This window comes from Pectobacterium aroidearum (assembly GCF_015689195.1).
GTDB classification, from domain to species: Bacteria; Pseudomonadota; Gammaproteobacteria; order Enterobacterales; family Enterobacteriaceae; genus Pectobacterium; species Pectobacterium aroidearum.
Window position 1 is genome coordinate 2,355,408 of record NZ_CP065044.1, and the last position, 18,816, is coordinate 2,374,223.

The following is an 18,816-nucleotide window of genomic DNA, read 5'->3' on the forward strand; positions in this document are numbered from 1 at the left end:
AATGGTTCGGTGCCTGAGTGCGGCGCTATATCATGATTCTTTCGTCTGGTATCATGGTTCAGCTTTTTTTCAGCAATCACCGCTACGGATTATTAAACACATGGTTATAAAGGCGCAAAGTCCGGCTGGATTCGCGGAAGAATACATTATCGAAAGTATATGGAATAACCGTTTTCCTCCTGGCTCTATTTTGCCCGCGGAAAGAGAACTTTCCGAACTGATCGGCGTGACCCGTACTACCCTGCGCGAAGTGCTTCAGCGCCTGGCTCGCGATGGTTGGCTAACGATACAGCACGGGAAGCCAACAAAAATTAACAATTTTTGGGAAACTTCCGGGCTCAATATCCTGGAAACGCTGGCACGGCTCGATCACGATAGCGTGCCGCAGCTGATCGATAACCTGCTGGCCGTGCGAACCAACATCGCCGCCATCTTTATTCGGACGGCGTTACGGCATAACCCGGAAAAGGTGCGTGACGTGTTGACTCAGGCAAACGCGGTAGACGATAGCGCTGAAGCCTTTGCTCAACTGGATTACAACGTGTTCCGCGGTCTGGCTTTTGCTTCCGGCAATCCGATTTATGGCCTGATCCTGAACGGTTTGAAGGGGTTATATATTCGCGTAGGGCGCTACTATTTTTCCAACCCGGAAGCCCGCAAGCTGGCGGTGAATTTTTACGGTCGGTTGGAAGCATTGCGCAGTGAAGAGCTGTACGATCAGGTAATGGATGTCGTCAGACATTACGGTAAAGAAAGCGGAGCGATCTGGCACAGTATGCAGAGCGCTATCCCACGGGATATCGCGGAAGTTCGCCGCTAAGGTTTATACCGCGTCGCTGCATTGTTAAACGGAACATGTGAAAAGGGGATTCAGGTAACAACCTGAATCCCCTTTGTCTTTGGCTGTGTAGCCGTGTTCCGCTATGTGGATGCTGTTCCGTTACGCGGCGGGCAGCGTTCAAGCAGCTCAACGCTGCCATCTGCGTTAGCCTGTTCCAGATAGACGTCAAAGCCCCACAGGCGGTGGACGTGCTTCAACACTTCCTGGCTGCTTTTATCCAGCGGGGCGCGATTATGCGGAACATAGCGCAGCGTTAGCGCCCGATTGCCGCGCAAATCCACATTCCAGACCTGAATATTCGGCTCCAGATGGCTCAGGTTGTACTGTGCGGAAAGCTCCTGCCGGATCAGGCGATAGCCTTCTTCGTCGTGAATCGCCGCGATTTCCAGATAGTTGTTTCGATCGTCGTCCAGCACCGTAAATAGCCGGAAATCACGCATCAGCTTAGGCGACAGGAACTGGCTGATGAAACTCTCGTCCTTGAAGTTCTGCATCGCAAAATGCAGCGTATCAAGCCAGTCTTTACCGGCAATATCGGGGAACCAGTAACGGTCTTCGTCCGTCGGCGACTGACAAATGCGCTTGATATCCTGAAACATCGCGAAGCCCAGCGCATAGGGGTTGATTCCGCTGTAATACGGGCTGTTATACGGCGGTTGATAGATCACATTAGTATGGCTGTGCAGGAATTCCATCATGAAGCGCTCAGTGACCCGGCCTTCATCATAGAGATGGTTCAGAATGGTGTAGTGCCAGAACGTAGCCCAGCCTTCATTCATTACCTGCGTCTGCTTTTGCGGATAAAAATACTGACTGACTTTCCGCACGATACGCAGAACCTCACGCTGCCAGGGCTCCAGCAGCGGCGCGTTCTTCTCCATAAAATAGAGCAGGTTTTCCTGCGGCTCTTGTGGAAAGCGTCTCGCTTGCTCCGGTGCGGCACCTTGTTCACGTCGCGGTAATGTCTTCCAGAGATCGTTAACCTGGCTTTGCAGGTAGGCTTCACGGCTTTTCTGGCGCGACTTTTCCTCTTCAAGCGAAATTTTTTGTGGGCGCTTGTAGCGATCAACGCCGTAATTCATGAGCGCATGGCAGGAATCTAACAGGCGTTCCACTTCGTCCACGCCATAACGCTCTTCGCATTGCGCGATATATTGTCGGGCAAACAGCAGATAATCGACAATGGAGCTGGCATCGGTCCAACTGCGGAACAGGTAGTTGCCTTTGAAGAACGAGTTGTGTCCGTAGCAGGCATGCGCCATGACGAGCGCCTGCATCGGCAGTGTGTTCTCTTCCATCAAATACGCGATACAGGGATCGGAGTTGATGACGATCTCATACGCCAGCCCCTGCTGTCCGTGTTTGTAGCGTTGTTCGGTTTCGATAAATTTCTTCCCGAACGACCAGTGGGCATAGTTGATCGGCATTCCTATACTGGAATAGGCGTCCATCATTTGTTCTGAGGTGATGACTTCGATCTGATGAGGATAGGTCGACAGACGATACAACTTGGCCACCCGATCAATTTCATCAAGGTAAACCTGCAATAACTCAAACGTCCAGTCCGGTCCATCACTCAGGCGAAGTGTTTTTTTTACCTGATTATCCGTGGATATAGCCATCAGCGCGCCCCCTAATATAGCAAACCTGTACGTGAGATTCCGTTTACTGCCTTCCGGTTGGCCCAGCCAAAAAAACCATCGTTGTTCATTTAGTTATAGCTGAGCTTTGGTGGCGCGGCAATTGAGGAATCGAACGTGTGTGATGGTAAGAGGTTGTCGGTAGGGTAAAAAATGCACGCGTATGTACGGGAGAAAAGGGAAGTGCGCTCTCCTGAGAGAGCGCAAAAAATGCAGGCCGGATTAGGGGCGTTGATAGCGTTTTAGGAGTGCCTGAATATCCCTGAGTCGCGAGACGGCGACGGTAGACAGTTTCTCTTTTGAAATTGCACGTTCGAGGGATATACAGTCTTTCCAGAGTGAACGTCCGGCAATGACGCCAGATGCGCCATTTTTCAACGCGCTTTCTACCTGAGGGAGAAACGTTGCGTGATCGACACCCGCAGAGAGGACTGCCCAGGGGATGTTACCGCAGAGCGCGGTAACGTGCGCGCAGGCTTCATCAGATCCAGGATAAGGAATTTTTAAAACCTTTGCGCCGGCCTCGATACAGGCCTGACAGCCTGCTGGAATGAGTTCGGGCAGGAGACGCGTGTAGGTGTCGCGAGATTCATTTTCCAGAGAGTAGGTCAGAAATTCGACGACGAGCAGTAAATCTTCCTGCGCAAAATCCTGTATCACGGTACGGAGTGTTTCAAGGTTACGGGTATTGGCATCCGGTCTATCTGGACGCAGGTAGATCATAATTTTCCCCCCTGTCGCTCCCCATTCACGTACTTTACGCGCCGTGACGCCCTCAACCAGCGTGGAGATCCGATACCCTTCTGGCGTCGTTTCCCAGCCTGACGCATCAAGCCCGATGAGCAGACCGGTATCACGAGGCAAGATGTTTTCATCGATCAGACCGGGTATGGCGCAAATAGGATCAACCAGCACGCATCCTGCCTCTGCCGCCAGATAACGTGTGATGTCATATTTTGTTTTTCCTAATGTTTCATTAGTAATGGCCGCCTGTGCTTCAGGGGTCGATGCTAATAATGTTCGCATCCCGCCACGTTGATCGCAGGCAATAACCATCATTGAGCCCGTTGCATCACAAATTAATTGATATCCCCGGTATTCAGCCGTGGTCATGGTGTTCATCATAATTATCCTCATAAAATTAATATCAATAATCGATTAATCCAGGTGGTTTTTAATCCATTGAATGAGTTCCTGATAATTAATGTCCTTATCCTGATCAACCGTGTAGCACTTACCAATACTCATCGGGTTAGCCTGATGTGCGAGTGCCATTAATTCCGGAAGGTATTCATCACCGGGATGGCCTTTTATTCTTTTATGCACTCTGGCCTGATAACGTTCTGCTACTCGTTCGGGGGAAATTGCATTCCATATTTCAAGCGTGTGCTGGATGTCACACGCAGTGATATATTCTTGTAATCGTGATTTTTCGCGAAACCCAAACCAGGCATCAAGAATAATGGTGCTGTTTTTCGGTGCCTGCTGAACGATATTAAACATGGCTTGATACGCAGCATACCCTAGCTTTCTGTTTAACGTTCTATCAATGGTGTCGCAAAGTTGCACCATGAAAGGCTCTTTTATTTCATCGAGACTCAACAGAGGGAGATGTAATTCATCTGCAATGACTCGAGCTACCGTACTTTTCCCCGATGCTGGTATACCATTTACTAAAATAAGTTTTTTCATAATACCCCGGCAATGTCATCGGATGTTATGGCGGTTCGAATACGAGAGATCATGTCGTCTTTTTCCAGTAAATTGACGATAGAGGCAATGCCTTCCGTAATATGTGCATCACTGCTAACGCCACCGAACATAATTAAAATATCCACGGGTTCACTTCCCTGAATAGAGATCGGTGTTTGTAACGTCAGTAAACTGAAACAATTCTCCCGCACCCCGCATTCAGGGCGAGCATGTGGAATCGCGATGCCTTCATCAAAAACATAATAAGGACCATATTCCTTCGTGTTTTTTATCACCGCGATGGGATACTTCTCCGTGATAAATTTTGCATCAATTAATGGTTGTGCGGCACAATATATCGCGTCTTCCCACGTTTTACATACCACGCCAAGTTGAATACAGTTATGTTGTAACAGGAAGTTTTTTATGCTCATAACGCCTCATATACTTTTACGAATGGTGTTTCTGAGTTCATCAATTTTGATAAAAATATCATCAACGCGATGTCGATAATCAGGATGCCCAGAAAATAACTGGATGGCCTGGTTGTATTTAATCATTAACATTTTCTGCGTTTCACTATGGTTCGGATCTTGTATTAAGCGAGATTCCAGCTCTGCTAATTCTTTTTCCATTTCTTTGGCAAGATTGTCATTCACATGACTACGACGATCGGCAGAGGATCCGGAAGATAAAAAACGCCTGAGAAAAGAAAACATAGTGACCCCTTAACCCGTTTACATAACATTAATGACGACAGACCATCGAAAGGCCATGCGCTATTGCGATAATTTACGATTCGCAATAAAGGCAATGAATGCAACGAATGCGACAAACGCAGCGACAAATAACCAATCTTGTTGGAATGCGTGCCCTAATATCAGACCTGTACTGATGACATCAGAATCACTAAAGGTCACGCCGGTAAACCCGAAGACTTCCAGTAATGGCACCAGAATGGCGGGCAATAGGGTAATGAAAAGACCATGAACGACGCCTCCGATGACGGCGCCACGACGTCCTCCCAGTGCGTTGCCGAAAATACCCGCTGTCCCGCCAGCAAAGAAGTTGGTCAATAACCCCGGCAGAATCATCGCCAACCCAAACATTGGGAAGATCAGCATCCCCAGAACAGAACCGACGGTGGTAGCAAGAAAGCCGACAATCACGGCGTTGGGCGCATAAGGGAAGAGCACCGGGCAATCCAGCGCGGGTTTGGCGTTGGGTACCAGACGCATCGCGATGCCGCGGAATGCGGGAACTAATTCATTAAGCAGCAGACGTACACCGCTGTAGAGAACAAATACCCCTGCGACAAACTGCATGGACTGCATGAAGGAATACATCAGATAGTTAACGCCGTTGGCGTATTGCGCGATATAGGCCGGCCCAGCCGCCACGGCCGGGATGAGGTACATCGGTACCATCACCACGGCCATTGACAGGTAGGTATCCTGCAAGAACTTGAAGTTATCGGGTAGCGTTAAATCCTCGGTGGATTTGGAGTTTTTACCGACTAAGCGGGCGACGGCAGCCTGTACCAAATACCCAATGGTACAAAAATGCCCGAGCGCCACATCGTCAGAATTCGTGATTTTACGTACAATCGGCTGCGCTAGCGCGGGCATCAGCACGGCCATAATGCCGCCAAATATGCCTCCGGTGAGGATCAGTGTTGCGCCGGTTAAACCCGATTTGTAGCCGATCACGGTACCGATTGTTGCCATCCACAGCAGAGCTTGCCCAGTCAGGAAGATATATTTAAAGGGAGTAATGCGTGCAATAAGGATGTTGACCGCAAAGATCACCATGAGCGTCAAGGCAACTTCTGACCCGAGTTCGCGGTTGGCCAGCCCGGCGATAGCGGCAACATCGGTGATGTAGCCTGTCATGCCAAAACCCTGAGTAAAGATGCGATTCAAATACGTCAGGGTGTCGACGATGATGTTAATCCCCGCCATCATGATGAGGAAACCCAGCAGCGTCTTGAACGTTCCTTCTGCAATTTTTCCGACTGATTTTTTCTGTAGAATCAAACCAATCATGGCGATCAGTGCGATTAATATGGATGCCTGGCCTAATAAATCTTTCACAATGAAATTGATAACGGTGTTCATTTTTTACCTCATGTTATTTATGAGCCTGAATATACGCTAAGATTTTTTCTTCTATTTCGTCTTTGTCGGTCAATTTATTAAGAATGATGATTCTCTTTTTCTCATCCTCATTGGCATCACTAGTCAGAATATCCGCAAATATTTTCTGCGTTAAAATGACGTCATAGCGGAAGGCAGAGGCTTCTGAAATCGTGGTGTGATTTATTTCTGCATCAATGCCCAGTTTTTTTAGTACGGATTTTGCACTCATTTCGATAGCGAAACTGGAGCCTAATCCACAGCCGCATACGCAAAGAACTTTCAACATAATAATGGCCTCATATAAGATGATGAGCTTTCGCGAGCTTATAAAAATGACTTTCTACATCGACTAAGCGGCGTTCGGACTCCTCTAGGTCGATGGGAATAGCTTTGTTGTTGTTATTAATAATAATGATTTTATTTGTCAGCCCAGTGTTGATACACCGAACGACTTCCTCTGCTAAAAGGGTGCCCTGAATAATTTCTTCCCCGGTGGGCGCGCCATTTCGTAAACCGTATCCCAAAATAGTCTTTCGGATACGGATTCCAATTTTGTGCTCTAGCTTCTTGATAATGGTGTCGATCGCGCCCTGAAAGCCGGGTGTATATTCCTGGGTATAGCCTTCAGAGCATAAAATAATCACGCTGTTCTGTTCTGCAATCTTTTCCCGAATACATTGTGACAGCGTATCCATGTCCCAGGGGGACTCTGGAATAAGCGCAATATCAGCATTGCTTTTCAACGCGGCCTGTAATGTTAATTCCCCACAATAACCGCCCAGCAGTTCAATCATGAATACTCGGCCTTGTAATCCCCGGCCCGTATTGCGTAACTTTTCTACCTCACTCATTACCTGTTCGCAGGCGGTAGAAAAACCAATCGTGTAGCTGTTTCCTGAAATGTCATTATCAATCGTCATTCCTACGCCGTAGCAATGAACACCATAGTGGCTGAGTTTCTTGAGGAATTGAAATGATCCATCTCCCCCAGCCATGATGAGCGCATCGAGTTTTTGTTTTTGTATATTTTTAACGATTTTCTCATAATCAGCTTTTCTGCATTTTCCTGCTCTTCTCCCTGACGTCATCAACGGCATTGATGAGATGGAATAATCAACCAGATCGCGGCGAGTAATCGCTTTGCAGCAATTGTCGATAAGGCCATTAATTCCACCATCAAAAATGACGATGTCAGCATCTGTCATTCTGTTCACCTGAAAGATGAAGTTATTTATTCCGCTAACATCGCCGCCACTAATGACTAATCCAATTTTCATCGTTGACCTCTGAAATATGAATAATTATCGTGTGAACACAATGTTATTAAACTGATAAAGCATTTTTTTGATGAATATCTCAAATTTGTATTTAATTACGGGGTTTCGCAGCTTGACAGGGATGAATAGGGATAGGTTTCTGTGATGGTTATCATGATTTTAAAATGTGCGACTGGGCTAACATCTTCATTCATTTGAGTTTTAACATTTCCGTCTTTTTTATCTTTTCTGCCGTTTCTTCCTAAAAAACGAATGCCTATTTTGTGAATGATTTCACAGTTATTTCATTACGAATGTCCTGGAGAAGATTGATTGGGGTGAGAAGGAACAATAGATAAATGTTATCGTTGAGATGGGTGACAATTCCTTCCCAAATGCTAGAGTAGTCTCCAGTTTCACCTGTTACCTAGTGTTTTATTCCATTAAATAAACAGTTTTCTAGCAGATTAGACGGTCTTTAGCGGAGAGAAAGGGAGAGCGGTAGCATGCGGGTTGTGATTCTGGGAAGTGGCGTAGTTGGCGTGAGTACCGCCTGGTATCTTGCGCAGGAAGGACATGATGTCACCGTTATCGATAGACAACCGGAGCCCGCGTTAGAAACCAGCGCCGGGAATGCCGGGCAGATTTCACCCGGCTATGCTGCGCCCTGGGCGGCGCCGGGAATACCGCTGAAAGCGATAAAATGGATGTTTCAGCGCCATGCGCCTCTGGCTATCCGGCCCGACTTCACGGCCGCGCAGTTGTGCTGGATGTGGCAAATGTTGCTCAATTGTGATGCGCACCACTATAAGACCAATAAAGCGAGGATGGTGCGTCTGGCGGAGTACAGCCGTGATTGTTTGCAACAGCTGCGGCGGGATACCGGTATCGAGTACGAAGGTCGGCAGGGCGGAACGCTGCAACTGTTCCGTACCGAACAGCAATATGACAATGCAACTCGGGATATCGCCGTACTGGAAGAAGCTGGCGTGCCATATCAACTGCTGACGCGTCATGAGCTGGCCTCTGTTGAACCTGCGCTGGCAAATGTGGCGGAGAAACTGACCGGCGGGCTGCGCTTACCACATGATGAGACAGGGGACTGTCAGCTGTTCACCCGTCAACTGGCGGCGATGGCTGCCGATGCAGGCGTCACCTTCAAACTGGAGCGCCACGTTCGTCAGTTACGGGTGGAAGGCCAAAACGTGACGGGCGTACAGTGCGACGATGAAATGATCGTGGCGGACGCCTATGTGATGGCCTGCGGTTCCTATTCCACGGGGCTACTGCGCCAATGGTTCGATATTCCGGTTTATCCGCTGAAAGGCTATTCACTGACGATCCCGCTGGCGGATGATGCCTCCGCGCCGGTTTCTACCGTGCTGGATGAAACCTACAAAGTGGCAATCACGCGTTTTGATCGTCGCATCCGCGTTGGAGGAATGGCAGAGGTCGTGGGCTTCAACACCGATCTGAATCCTAAACGACGTGAAACGCTGGAGATGGTCGTGCGCGATCTGTATCCCCATTGCGGCCCGATTGAACAAGCGACATTCTGGACGGGGCTGCGTCCGATGACGCCAGACGGCACGCCGCTGGTGGGGCGTTCTCCGCTGAAAAATCTGTACCTGAATACCGGACATGGCACGTTAGGCTGGACGATGGCCTGCGGGTCAGGAAAGTTACTGGCGGATATTCTGTCGGACAAATCACCGGAGATTGAGGCCGATGATTTGTCCGTGGAAAGATACGTTCGTTAGTATCGCTGTGCTGTTTTTTGAACTCATTAATGTTTTGAACATCACCGAGATTTTACTCAGTGCGGGGCAGTGATGTAATGCTGCCCTTGTGATGCCGCGTGAGCAGACGGGCGCGTATTGCGAGCAGAGCGGCACAGAGCATCACCAGTGCCAGTGATATTTTTGACGGCAGAGGGAGCGCCATCGCCATCAACCCCAGCGCCGCACCCCCTGCCATTTGCACGAATCCTACCATCGCCGACGCAATCCCCGCCTCATTGGAATAAGGCTCCAGCGCATAGCTGGTGGATGGACCGATCAAAAATGCCAGACCGGCACAGGCCAAGGCGACGGGCAGCATGTAGGCCGGCCAGGTGTTTTGCAGCGCGTCAGGTAAGAGCAGAACACCACCAAGCAGCGAAAGGAAACCCGCGCCCATCAGCAGGCTACCCACAGCCAGACAGCGTGGACGGCCGACTTTGCGGATAATGCGGTTTGCAAAAAAGCTGACCAGCATGATCCAAAAGCCGTTTGCGCCGAAGGCAATCGAAAACTCAAGCGGCGTCAGCTGTGCCTGATTCATCAGTACCACAGGGGAAAAGGTGACGTAGGTTAATGCCATCCCCATTGCGCCTGCGTTGACTGACGCGAACCCTAGAAAGTGGCGATCGGATAATAGGCGGGCATATTGGCGCAGCGGTAAGCCGTGCACGGGCAACGTTGAGTCCGGGCGCGTTTCGGGCAGAAAACGGATGACGAGTGCCAGAACCAGAATGCTGTAGCCTGCGAGGAACCAGAAGGGGGCACGCCAGCCGAAGGCTTCGGCCAACAGACCGCCTAATAGCGGTGCCAGCGCCGGCACAATATTCAGCGTGCCGTTGAGAAAACCATAGGTTCTGGCGGCATCGTCGCCGTTTAGCTTGTCACGGACGCTGCTGAAAATGGCAACGGCGGTACAGCAGACGGCCATACCCTGAAAAAGGCGTGAGAGAACGAACAGTGTGGCGCTGGTCGCCAGCGCGGCCATGACAGCACCGATGATATAGATCATCACGCCAGCCAATGCCATCGGGCGACGACCGTACTTGTCGACCAGCGGCCCAGCCAGAAGCTGGCCTAATCCCATGATCAGAATAAACAGGGCGACGGTGGACTGAATCAGCGATTCAGGGCTGTTTAGCGCCACGGCGATGGCAGGAATAAGCGGCAAATAGATGTCGATACCCAGAGGGCCGAGCAGAACCAGAGTCAGTAAAATCAGAACAAATCGTTGCATAACAAAAACAGAAATCTACATTTTATGGGGTCGACAGGGTAATGCGCACGCGGGCGGAAAGAAAGTGTTATCTTTGTGACAATGTCACGTAACCGTAACGAAAAATGGCTTTGTAAGGCCATGATTAAAGAGGACGTGGGCAGGCGGAGTTACTGTCGTTAGAGCATCTCCACCCGTGAGTCAGGTGTGCTTAATCCGCTCAGGCCGTTTCGATGCGGGGATAAAAATCATGGTTCTCCCGCTGCATACGCTCATAGACCTTCCGCAATACGTGATTAGCATCCGCCCGGAAATCCCGGTCGTGGCCAATCAACTGTGAAGCCGTATTCCAGCGACGGGAAAAGGCATCGTAATCGGCGGCAATGGTTTGCATTTCATCCTGATAATGCTGACTCATTTTCGTTAACTGTTCATCACCGCTGCGCTGAAGCGAAGGGTAAAGTACGCGATCTTCTGCGGACAGGTGCAATTTGATAGTGGAACTCATGGTGACGATAGCGCGGGCGATGTCAGCGGCATTTTCCGTTACGCCTGCACGGGATAGCTGGCGCAGGGTATCAATGCTTTCGAGTATCTCGGTGTGCTGGTGTTTGAATTTATCAATGTTCATAAGCGATTCTCTATGCAGGTATAATGTCATTTATAATACATGTATTTTAAATGCATGTTTATGGAAAAATGCGCAGAGAAAGAGAATCAGCCAGCTAACTATTGATCATCAATGACTATCATCATCAACAACTAACAGATAACTGGCTGGAGAGGTGGTTAATGGCCTACGGTTTGTTTACGGAAAAGTTCACGGAAGACAGGGTAGATATCATCCTGATCGCGAATATGCTGCATAGCGAAATTATCGAATGTATCGCGCAGCGTTTCATATTCGCGCCAGAGCGTTTGGTGTGAACGTCGGGTGATTTCAATATAGCTGTAGTAGCGCACCATCGGCAGAAGCTGATTCGCCAGAATCTGGTGGCACAGCGGTGAATCGTCAGCCCAGTTATCGCCATCCGATGCCTGTGCCGCATAGATATTCCACTGTGACGGATCGTAGCGTTCACGTACGACTTCTTCCATTAGCTTTAACGCACTGGAGACAATGGTGCCGCCGGTTTCCTGAGAGTAGAAGAACTCTTGTTCATCGACCTCTTTTGCCTGCGTGTGATGGCGAATATAGACAACGTCCACGTTTTTGTAATTTCTGCTGAGGAACAGATACAGCAGAATATAAAAGCGCTTCGCCATGTCTTTTGTCGCCTGATCCATGGAGCCGGATACGTCCATCAAACAAAACATCACGGCCTGGCTCGATGGCTCGGCCCGGCGCTCATAGTTCTTGTAGCGCAGGTCAAACGTATCGATAAACGGCACGCGTGCAATTTTCTGGCGCAGTTCGGTAATTTCCTGCCGCAGCCGTTCCTCTTCCAGCAATTGTGCGGGTTCAGTATGTGCCAGCTGTTCCAGCGACTCTTCCAACTCATGCAGCGTGCGGCGTTTACCCGCTGTCATCGCCATACGGCGTGCCAGCGAGTTCTGCAGCGACCGTACCACGCTGATATTGGCAGGAACGCCGTTAGCGGTGTAGCCGGCACGGTGTGTCTTATACTCGTTCATCTGCCGATGCTGGGTTTTCTTCAGGTTCGGTAGCGCCAGATCTTCAAACAGCAGATCCAGATATTCGTCTTTGGAGATCTGAAAGACAAACTCATCCTCGCCTTCGCCATCTTTACTGGCGTCCCCCTGACCGGAACCACCGCCGCCACCTCCTTGTGGCCGCTCGATTTTGTCGTTCTGCACGAAGTGATCGTTGCCCGGGTGGACGCGGTGGCGGCGTCCTCCACGGCCCTGATGGAACATCGGTTCGTTGATGTCTGCATTGGGGATCGATACTGACTCCCCGCTTTCGATGTCGGTCACCGAACGCTTATTAATGGCCTCGGAAATCGACTGTTTTATTTGCGACTTATAGCGGCGCAAAAAGCGTTGGCGGTTCACCGTGCTTTTGTTTTTGCCGTTTAGCCGTCGATCAATAAAATAGGCCATGTTTCCCCCAAACGCTGTTGCCAGCATCGTGCGTCATTATGATGATTTCCTCACCCGCAGATACCATTCGCACAGCAAACGTACCTGCTTCCGGGTGTAGCCTTTCTCCATCATACGATCGACGAAGTCATCATGTTTTTTCTGTTCATCCGTTGAGGTCTTGGTATTAAACGAAATCACAGGCAGCAGCTCTTCCGTGTTGGAGAACATTTTCTTCTCGATAACCGTGCGCAGTTTTTCGTAACTGGTCCAGTTTGGATTCCGGCCGCTATTATTGGCACGGGCGCGCAGGACAAAGTTGACGATCTCGTTACGGAAGTCTTTAGGGTTACTGATACCTGCAGGTTTCTCGATCTTTTCCAGCTCAGCGTTCAATGATTCACGGTCAAACAGCTGGCCCGTATCTGGGTCACGGTACTCCTGATCCTGAATCCAGAAATCCGCATAGGTAACATAACGGTCAAAAATATTCTGGCCATATTCGGAATAGGATTCGAGATAGGCGGTCTGGATCTCTTTGCCGATAAACTCCGCGTATTTCGGCGTCAGATAGCCTTTCAGGTGCTCCAGATACTTCTCTGCCTGCTCCTGCGGGAACTGTTCGCGCTCGATCTGTTGTTCCAGTACGTAGAACAGGTGTACCGGGTTGGCGGCCACTTCGCTGTGATCGAAGTTAAATACGCGTGACAAAATCTTGAACGCGAAGCGGGTCGACAGGCCGTTCATCCCTTCATCTACGCCCGCGTAGTCGCGGTACTCCTGATAGGATTTCGCCTTCGGATCGGTATCTTTCAGGCTTTCTCCGTCGTAAACCCGCATCTTGGAGTAGATGCTGGAGTTTTCGGGATCTTTCAGGCGCGACAGAATGGAGAAGCGGGCCAGTGTTTCCAGCGTGCCGGGCGCGCAAGGTGCATGCGTCAGTTCGCTGTGATTCAGCAGCTTGTCGTAAATTTTGACCTCTTCGGACACGCGCAGGCAGTACGGCACTTTCACGATGTACACGCGGTCAAGAAACGCTTCATTGTTCTTGTTGTTACGGAATTGCACCCACTCGGATTCGTTGGAGTGCGCCAGAATAATCCCGTTAAACGGCAGGGCGGCGATACCTTCCGTTCCGTTGTAGTTGCCTTCCTGTGTCGCGGTCAGGAGCGGGTGGAGCACCTTGATCGGCGCTTTGAACATCTCGACGAATTCCATAATGCCCTGGTTCGCGCGGCACAATGCGCCGGAGTAACCGTAGGCATCGGGATCGTTCTGAGCATAATGCTCCAGCTTGCGGATATCGACTTTGCCGACCAGCGCTGAAATATCCTGATTGTTCTCATCGCCAGGTTCGGTTTTCGCGATCCCGATTTGTGCCAGAATCGATGGCCATACTTTGACGACTTTGAATTTGGAAATGTCTCCACCAAATTCCTGCAGGCGTTTGGCCGCCCACGGTGACATGATGGTGCCGAGATAGCGCCGTGGAATGGCATACTCTTTTTCGAGTATTGCGGCATCTTCCTGCGGATTGAACAGGCAGAGCGGGTGATCATTCACCGGACTGCGCTCGCCGTTGGCGCTGAGGATGTAAATCGGTACACGTTGCATCAGCGCTTTCAAGCGTTCGGCCAGAGAGGATTTCCCGCCGCCGACCGGCCCCAACAGATACAGGATCTGTTTCTTCTCTTCTAATCCCTGCGCGGCATGTTTCAGATAAGAAACAATCTGTTCGATGGCTTCTTCCATACCGTAAAATTCTTCAAAAGCCGGATAGCGAGCAATCACCCGGTTCGAGAATAGGCGCGACATTCGTGATTCTTGGGCGGTATCCACCATTACAGGCTCACCGATAGCCGTTAACAATCGTTCAGCGGCGTTCGCATAAGCATTGCGATCCTGCTGACAGATGGTAAGGAATTCCTGCAGAGTGAACTCTTCGTCCTTGGCAGCGTCGTAGCGCTGGCGGTAGTGATCAAATATGTTCATAGCGATGCCCGTCCTTCGTCGATTAGCACAGATTAAGAGAGCGCGTGGAATATATGCCTATTAATGTATTGCCCTCCGAAAGAAGAAATCTCCTGAGTCCAGCAACCCTTATGCCAACTTGTTGCGTCAGGGCGTCGTGATTTTATTCATGCCTGCTGGTCAAGGAGACGTCACCTTCTGTATTAAAGCGTAGTTTGCATCCGTAAAATTTCCTCTAGTCCACGGACGTATTTTTAAGATATTTCAAGGACTCACTTTCAGGAAAATCCGTGTAACATTATAGAGAATAGGCGCTCGGCCTTAAGGACACTGCCTATTACCGACGTTAGCGCACGTAAAACCTATCGAATATATAGGTTATTCGTTAATGTTATTTTTATATAACCTGAACGCGAACGTGTGTAATTGGCCTATCATGTTTCATGATATTTATCTGTAATAGGAAATAGAAAACTGTGAAAAAACCTCAACTATGTATGCTGGCCGCGCTGATTTCTGGTGCTGTGCTCCTGCCTTCAGCCTATGCCGCAGATGTCTCTCTGGGCCTTGGCGCTGCGGGTTCAACGTCTGTATACCGTGGTGTTGATAATGACGTTTATCCGCTTCCTGTACTGAATTATGAAAGTGAAAATTTTTATTTCCGCGGGCTGGGTGGTGGATACTACCTGTGGAATGACGGCGCAAATCGTCTCTCTTTAACGGCCTACTATCTGCCTTTAGGGTTTAAGCCGGGAGATAGCGACGATCTGCGGATGAAACAGTTAGATAAACGTCGCGGTACGCTGATGGCGGGTGCGGCCTACCGTCATATCGCCGATTGGGGCGAAATCCGTACCGTACTGGCAGGCGACACGCTGGATTACAGCAATGGTTTTGCGTGGGATACCGCCTATCTTTACCGCTTCTCAATGGGCGATTTGAGCATCACTCCGGGTATCGGTGCGACCTGGTTCAGTGAAAACATGAACCAGTATTACTACGGCGTCAGCGCACAGGAATCCGCGCGTTCTGGCTTTAACCAGTATAGCCCTGGCGATGGCTGGGCTCCGTATCTTGAACTGAGCGCCGGTTATCAGATTAACCAAAGCTGGAGCGCCTGGGCCGTGGGTCGTTACACGCGTTTGTCTGACGAAATGAAGGACAGCCCGATTGTCGATAGTAACCACAGCATCTTAATGAGTGCAGGTGTCAGCTATCGCTTCTGATGCTTTTCGTGAGCATGGTGCATTTGCCGTACAATAATGGGGTGATATCACCCCATTTGCACATTTATGGTGCACTGAATGTCATGTTAGGTTGAGGGGAACCGTTACGTTGACGGCAAGCAAGGGAGGAACGCGTGACAAAAACGATTCGTTTTCCAGATGACACCCGTGTACCCGCGATCGGTCAGGGAACGTGGTACATGGGTGAAGATGCCCGAATGAAAGAACAGGAAGTGACGGCGCTGCAAGCGGGTATCGACCTCGGATTAACATTGATTGATACAGCCGAAATGTATGCGGATGGCAGAGCCGAGGATGTCGTCGGCGAAGCAATACGCGGCCGTCGTGACAGCGTCTATCTGGTGTCGAAAGTCTACCCGCACAATGCCGGTGGCGAAAAGGCGATACAGGCGTGTGAACGCAGCCTGAAGCGTCTGCAAACGGAGCGTATCGATCTCTATCTGTTGCACTGGCGTGGTGGCATCCCGTTAATTGATACGATCGCTGCAATGGAACGATTGCAGCAGGCGGGTAAAATCGGTCAGTGGGGCGTCTCCAATCTTGACTTTGAGGACATGCAGGAGCTGTGGTCTCTGAATGGCGGACAACGCTGTATGACCAATCAGGTGCTTTACCATTTGGCATCGCGCGGTATTGAATTTGATTTACTGCCGTGGTGTCAGCAACAGCAGCTTCCCATCATGGCATATTGTCCGCTAGCGCAGGCTGGACGTCTCCGTGACGGATTATTCTCACATCCGGTGGTGAACCGCATTGCGCGCGAACATAGCATCACGCCCGCTCAGCTGTTATTGGCGTGGACTATCCGTCAACCGGGTGTGATCGCGATTCCTAAAGCAAGTTCTATGAAGCATGTACAGGAAAATGCGAAAGCGCTGGACGTGCAGTTATCTGCGGAAGATATCGCGCAGTTAGATCAGGCCTTCCCACCGCCGACGCGTAAACAGCATCTGGATGTGGTGTAGTTGAGGCGAAAGAGGTATATGGCGAAATCGCCATATACCTCTGGCGGTGGTTATTTTTTGATGCGAATAACCGTTGCCAGACGTGCTGGCGCGTTGGCGGATGCGACAAACGGTTGATTAATTCGCGCAGTTTCCACGCACACGAACGTTTTATATCCCTCATCGGTCATATCGCTAATCGTACGAGAGAGTTCTGCACCCGGGTTCCATGACACGACATCACTATGGTGTGAATGGTGTACTTCGATACTGCGTTTCAGGACGGCATCATGTACCACGCTGGTGTCCTGTGGCTGGGTGTAAATGCGGTCTGTACGGTCAGTAAAGACCAGATCGCCTTGCTGTGTCGCCAGCTTGCCCTGATCGACCTTATCAATAAATGACTCACCCAGACCAGTAATGCGAATATCACTGATGTCGCCGATGTTGAAATAGGTGTGCAGCGCGCTGGTAATGCTGTAATCACCTTGGGCTTCCAGTTCAATGCCACACTCTTTGCCCAGCTTGAAGCGAGCGATGAGCGTGAACGCATGCGGCCAGCTCTTACGTGTCTCTTCATTGTCCCGCAGCGTGAACGTGAGCTGTACGCCGTGCTCATCTTCGCTGTGGGCGGTAAATTCCCACGGCAGCAGGCGGGCGAAACCATGATTAGGATCGGCGAAAGGGCCAAACCAGGGGAAACAAATCGGTACACCGCCGCGAATCGCCACGTGATGAGTAAAAGGCGTATTGTCGCTCAGCCAGAGCACTGGCTCTTCGTTTGTCGGCTGCCAACTGAGTAGGTGCGCCCCTTGCAATGCTACTGCCGCACGCACTTCAGGATGATCAACGACGATGATGGGGAGTTGGTCCAACTGACGCTGGCTGAGGGTGGCGCTAATTTGTTTCGTGACGGGGAGTGAGAAAATTGTGTTATGCATGATAGAGCCTTTTTTTGATTGTTTTTCGTTGTAAAAAGAAATCTGCAATAAACAATAAAAAAGGGCGACATCACGTCGCCCTTTTTTCACCGAATCATCGCTGACACTTATTTAGAAATGTGGGCGATCAGATCCAGAACTTTGTTTGAGTAACCTGTTTCGTTGTCGTACCAGGAAACCAGTTTCACAAAGTTGTCGCTCAGTGCGATACCTGCTTTAGCATCGAATACAGAAGTCAGTTTTTCACCGTTGAAATCGGTAGAAACTACTTCGTCTTCAGTGTAGCCCAGCACGCCTTTCAGCTCGCCTTCAGAAGCAGATTTGATTGCTGCACAGATTTCTTTGTAAGAAGCTGGTTTTTCCAGACGCGCAGTCAGGTCAACAACAGAAACGTTCGGGGTAGGGACGCGGAACGCCATACCAGTCAGTTTGCCGTTCAGCTCAGGGATAACTTTACCCACAGCTTTAGCTGCACCGGTAGAAGATGGGATGATGTTCTGTGCTGCGCCGCGGCCGCCGCGCCAGTCTTTGTGAGACGGGCCATCAACGGTTTTCTGGGTTGCAGTGGTTGCGTGAACGGTGGTCATCAGTGCTTCAACGATACCGAAGTTGTCGTTGATGACTTTTGCCAGCGGAGCCAGACAGTTAGTGGTGCAAGATGCGTTAGAAACGATGTCCTGGCCTGCGTAAGCTTTGTGGTTTACGCCCATAACGAACATCGGGGTGTCATCTTTAGATGGACCAGTCAGAACAACTTTCTTCGCGCCAGCAGCGATGTGCTTACGTGCAGTGTCGTCAGTCAGGAACAGGCCAGTTGCTTCAGCAACGACGTCAACGTTAACTTCGTTCCACTTCAGATTTGCAGGATCGCGCTCTGCGGTAACACGAATGGTTTTGCCGTTAACAACCAGGTGGCCATCTTTAACTTCAACGGTGCCGTTGAAACGACCATGAGTTGAGTCGTACTTCAGCATATACGCCATGTACTCAGCGTCTAACAGATCGTTGATTGCAACGATTTCGATGTCAGAACGCTCTTGTGCAGCGCGGAAAACAATACGGCCGATACGGCCAAAACCGTTGATACCTACTTTGATAGTCATATATTC

General features: G+C 50.0%; 18 protein-coding genes. 4 read left to right on the forward strand and 14 right to left on the reverse strand.

Annotated elements, in window-relative coordinates:
* The first annotated feature begins 100 nt into the window (after positions 1 to 100).
* A complete protein-coding gene (gene fadR / locus I2D83_RS10580; RefSeq protein WP_015840182.1) occupies positions 101 to 820 on the forward strand; it encodes a fatty acid metabolism transcriptional regulator FadR in 720 nt (239 codons plus the stop codon).
* A gap of 101 nt (positions 821 to 921) precedes the next feature.
* Here the strand turns inward: fadR and I2D83_RS10585 are convergent, their stop codons facing one another.
* From I2D83_RS10585 to I2D83_RS10620, 8 genes are all read right to left on the reverse strand, one after another.
* Entirely contained in the window at positions 922 to 2,463 is a 1,542-nt protein-coding gene (locus I2D83_RS10585) for a SpoVR family protein (protein WP_181828480.1), read from the reverse strand.
* Positions 2,464 to 2,703: 240 nt separating this feature from the next.
* On the reverse strand, positions 2,704 to 3,603 hold the full coding sequence (locus tag I2D83_RS10590) for a tagatose-bisphosphate aldolase (RefSeq protein ID WP_043881758.1): 900 nt from the start codon (positions 3,601 to 3,603) through the stop codon (positions 2,704 to 2,706).
* A gap of 36 nt (positions 3,604 to 3,639) precedes the next feature.
* Positions 3,640 to 4,173: a P-loop nucleotide/nucleoside kinase family protein gene (locus I2D83_RS10595; protein ID WP_205948066.1), complete on the reverse strand. Its 534-nt coding sequence runs from the start codon at positions 4,171 to 4,173 to the stop codon at positions 3,640 to 3,642.
* Positions 4,170 to 4,607, reverse strand: a complete 438-nt coding sequence (locus tag I2D83_RS10600) for a PTS sugar transporter subunit IIA (protein WP_181828482.1) — start codon at positions 4,605 to 4,607, stop codon at positions 4,170 to 4,172. Before I2D83_RS10600 ends, I2D83_RS10595 begins: the two co-directional genes overlap by 4 nt.
* Positions 4,608 to 4,613: 6 nt before the next feature.
* Positions 4,614 to 4,892: a hypothetical protein gene (locus I2D83_RS10605; RefSeq protein ID WP_205948067.1), complete on the reverse strand. Its 279-nt coding sequence runs from the start codon at positions 4,890 to 4,892 to the stop codon at positions 4,614 to 4,616.
* A gap of 60 nt (positions 4,893 to 4,952) precedes the next feature.
* Positions 4,953 to 6,290, reverse strand: coding sequence for a PTS sugar transporter subunit IIC (locus I2D83_RS10610; protein ID WP_181845017.1), 1,338 nt, complete (start codon positions 6,288 to 6,290; stop codon positions 4,953 to 4,955).
* Between the two features lie 13 nt (positions 6,291 to 6,303).
* Positions 6,304 to 6,597, reverse strand: coding sequence for a PTS sugar transporter subunit IIB (locus tag I2D83_RS10615; RefSeq protein WP_015840189.1), 294 nt, complete (start codon positions 6,595 to 6,597; stop codon positions 6,304 to 6,306).
* A gap of 10 nt (positions 6,598 to 6,607) precedes the next feature.
* Positions 6,608 to 7,588 carry a 6-phosphofructokinase gene (locus I2D83_RS10620; RefSeq protein WP_205948068.1) on the reverse strand — a complete coding sequence of 327 codons (981 nt, stop codon included), beginning with the start codon at positions 7,586 to 7,588 and terminating at the stop codon, positions 6,608 to 6,610.
* Positions 7,589 to 8,073: 485 nt separating this feature from the next.
* Between I2D83_RS10620 and I2D83_RS10625 the strand changes: the two genes are divergently transcribed.
* Positions 8,074 to 9,327, forward strand: coding sequence for a D-amino acid dehydrogenase (locus I2D83_RS10625; RefSeq protein ID WP_205948069.1), 1,254 nt, complete (start codon positions 8,074 to 8,076; stop codon positions 9,325 to 9,327).
* A 52-nt stretch (positions 9,328 to 9,379) separates the two neighbouring features.
* Here the strand turns inward: I2D83_RS10625 and I2D83_RS10630 are convergent, their stop codons facing one another.
* The 4 genes from I2D83_RS10630 to yeaG all read right to left on the reverse strand — a co-directional run bounded on the left by I2D83_RS10630 (position 9,380) and on the right by yeaG (position 14,596).
* Positions 9,380 to 10,582: a multidrug effflux MFS transporter gene (locus tag I2D83_RS10630; protein WP_205948070.1), complete on the reverse strand. Its 1,203-nt coding sequence runs from the start codon at positions 10,580 to 10,582 to the stop codon at positions 9,380 to 9,382.
* Between the two features lie 199 nt (positions 10,583 to 10,781).
* Entirely contained in the window at positions 10,782 to 11,192 is a 411-nt protein-coding gene (locus tag I2D83_RS10635) for a hemerythrin domain-containing protein (protein ID WP_205948071.1), read from the reverse strand.
* Positions 11,193 to 11,350: 158 nt separating this feature from the next.
* Positions 11,351 to 12,625: a YeaH/YhbH family protein gene (locus tag I2D83_RS10640; RefSeq protein WP_015840194.1), complete on the reverse strand. Its 1,275-nt coding sequence runs from the start codon at positions 12,623 to 12,625 to the stop codon at positions 11,351 to 11,353.
* Between the two features lie 36 nt (positions 12,626 to 12,661).
* On the reverse strand, positions 12,662 to 14,596 hold the full coding sequence (gene yeaG / locus I2D83_RS10645) for a protein kinase YeaG (RefSeq protein ID WP_015840195.1): 1,935 nt from the start codon (positions 14,594 to 14,596) through the stop codon (positions 12,662 to 12,664).
* Positions 14,597 to 15,051: 455 nt separating this feature from the next.
* Here yeaG and I2D83_RS10650 point away from each other — a divergent pair, with 455 nt between their 5' ends.
* The gene (locus I2D83_RS10650) at positions 15,052 to 15,801 is read left to right on the forward strand and encodes a MipA/OmpV family protein (RefSeq protein WP_015840196.1); all 750 of its coding nucleotides are present in this window, start codon (positions 15,052 to 15,054) and stop codon (positions 15,799 to 15,801) included.
* Between the two features lie 134 nt (positions 15,802 to 15,935).
* Complete coding sequence (locus tag I2D83_RS10655; protein WP_205948072.1) at positions 15,936 to 16,787, forward strand: aldo/keto reductase; 852 nt, start codon at positions 15,936 to 15,938, stop codon at positions 16,785 to 16,787.
* 50 nt (positions 16,788 to 16,837) lie between these two features.
* Here the strand turns inward: I2D83_RS10655 and I2D83_RS10660 are convergent, their stop codons facing one another.
* Both I2D83_RS10660 and gapA read right to left on the reverse strand, forming a co-directional pair.
* Entirely contained in the window at positions 16,838 to 17,707 is an 870-nt protein-coding gene (locus I2D83_RS10660; protein WP_180776849.1) for a D-hexose-6-phosphate mutarotase, read from the reverse strand.
* A gap of 107 nt (positions 17,708 to 17,814) precedes the next feature.
* Positions 17,815 to 18,810 carry a glyceraldehyde-3-phosphate dehydrogenase gene (gene gapA, locus I2D83_RS10665; RefSeq protein ID WP_015840199.1) on the reverse strand — a complete coding sequence of 332 codons (996 nt, stop codon included), beginning with the start codon at positions 18,808 to 18,810 and terminating at the stop codon, positions 17,815 to 17,817.
* Positions 18,811 to 18,816: the final 6 nt, after the last annotated feature.

What these genes read in the sequence shown, in the direction of transcription:
- fadR (WP_015840182.1), top strand. Translation starts at nt 101, where the DNA reads ATGGTTATAAAGGCGCAAAGTCCGGCTGGATTCGCGGAAGAATACATT.
- I2D83_RS10585 (WP_181828480.1), bottom strand. Translation starts at nt 2,463, where the DNA reads ATGGCTATATCCACGGATAATCAGGTAAAAAAAACACTTCGCCTGAGT.
- I2D83_RS10590 (WP_043881758.1), bottom strand. Translation starts at nt 3,603, where the DNA reads ATGAACACCATGACCACGGCTGAATACCGGGGATATCAATTAATTTGT.
- I2D83_RS10595 (WP_205948066.1), bottom strand. Translation starts at nt 4,173, where the DNA reads ATGAAAAAACTTATTTTAGTAAATGGTATACCAGCATCGGGGAAAAGT.
- I2D83_RS10600 (WP_181828482.1), bottom strand. Translation starts at nt 4,607, where the DNA reads ATGAGCATAAAAAACTTCCTGTTACAACATAACTGTATTCAACTTGGC.
- I2D83_RS10605 (WP_205948067.1), bottom strand. Translation starts at nt 4,892, where the DNA reads ATGTTTTCTTTTCTCAGGCGTTTTTTATCTTCCGGATCCTCTGCCGAT.
- I2D83_RS10610 (WP_181845017.1), bottom strand. Translation starts at nt 6,290, where the DNA reads ATGAACACCGTTATCAATTTCATTGTGAAAGATTTATTAGGCCAGGCA.
- I2D83_RS10615 (WP_015840189.1), bottom strand. Translation starts at nt 6,597, where the DNA reads ATGTTGAAAGTTCTTTGCGTATGCGGCTGTGGATTAGGCTCCAGTTTC.
- I2D83_RS10620 (WP_205948068.1), bottom strand. Translation starts at nt 7,588, where the DNA reads ATGAAAATTGGATTAGTCATTAGTGGCGGCGATGTTAGCGGAATAAAT.
- I2D83_RS10625 (WP_205948069.1), top strand. Translation starts at nt 8,074, where the DNA reads ATGCGGGTTGTGATTCTGGGAAGTGGCGTAGTTGGCGTGAGTACCGCC.
- I2D83_RS10630 (WP_205948070.1), bottom strand. Translation starts at nt 10,582, where the DNA reads ATGCAACGATTTGTTCTGATTTTACTGACTCTGGTTCTGCTCGGCCCT.
- I2D83_RS10635 (WP_205948071.1), bottom strand. Translation starts at nt 11,192, where the DNA reads ATGAACATTGATAAATTCAAACACCAGCACACCGAGATACTCGAAAGC.
- I2D83_RS10640 (WP_015840194.1), bottom strand. Translation starts at nt 12,625, where the DNA reads ATGGCCTATTTTATTGATCGACGGCTAAACGGCAAAAACAAAAGCACG.
- yeaG (WP_015840195.1), bottom strand. Translation starts at nt 14,596, where the DNA reads ATGAACATATTTGATCACTACCGCCAGCGCTACGACGCTGCCAAGGAC.
- I2D83_RS10660 (WP_180776849.1), bottom strand. Translation starts at nt 17,707, where the DNA reads ATGCATAACACAATTTTCTCACTCCCCGTCACGAAACAAATTAGCGCC.
- gapA (WP_015840199.1), bottom strand. Translation starts at nt 18,810, where the DNA reads ATGACTATCAAAGTAGGTATCAACGGTTTTGGCCGTATCGGCCGTATT.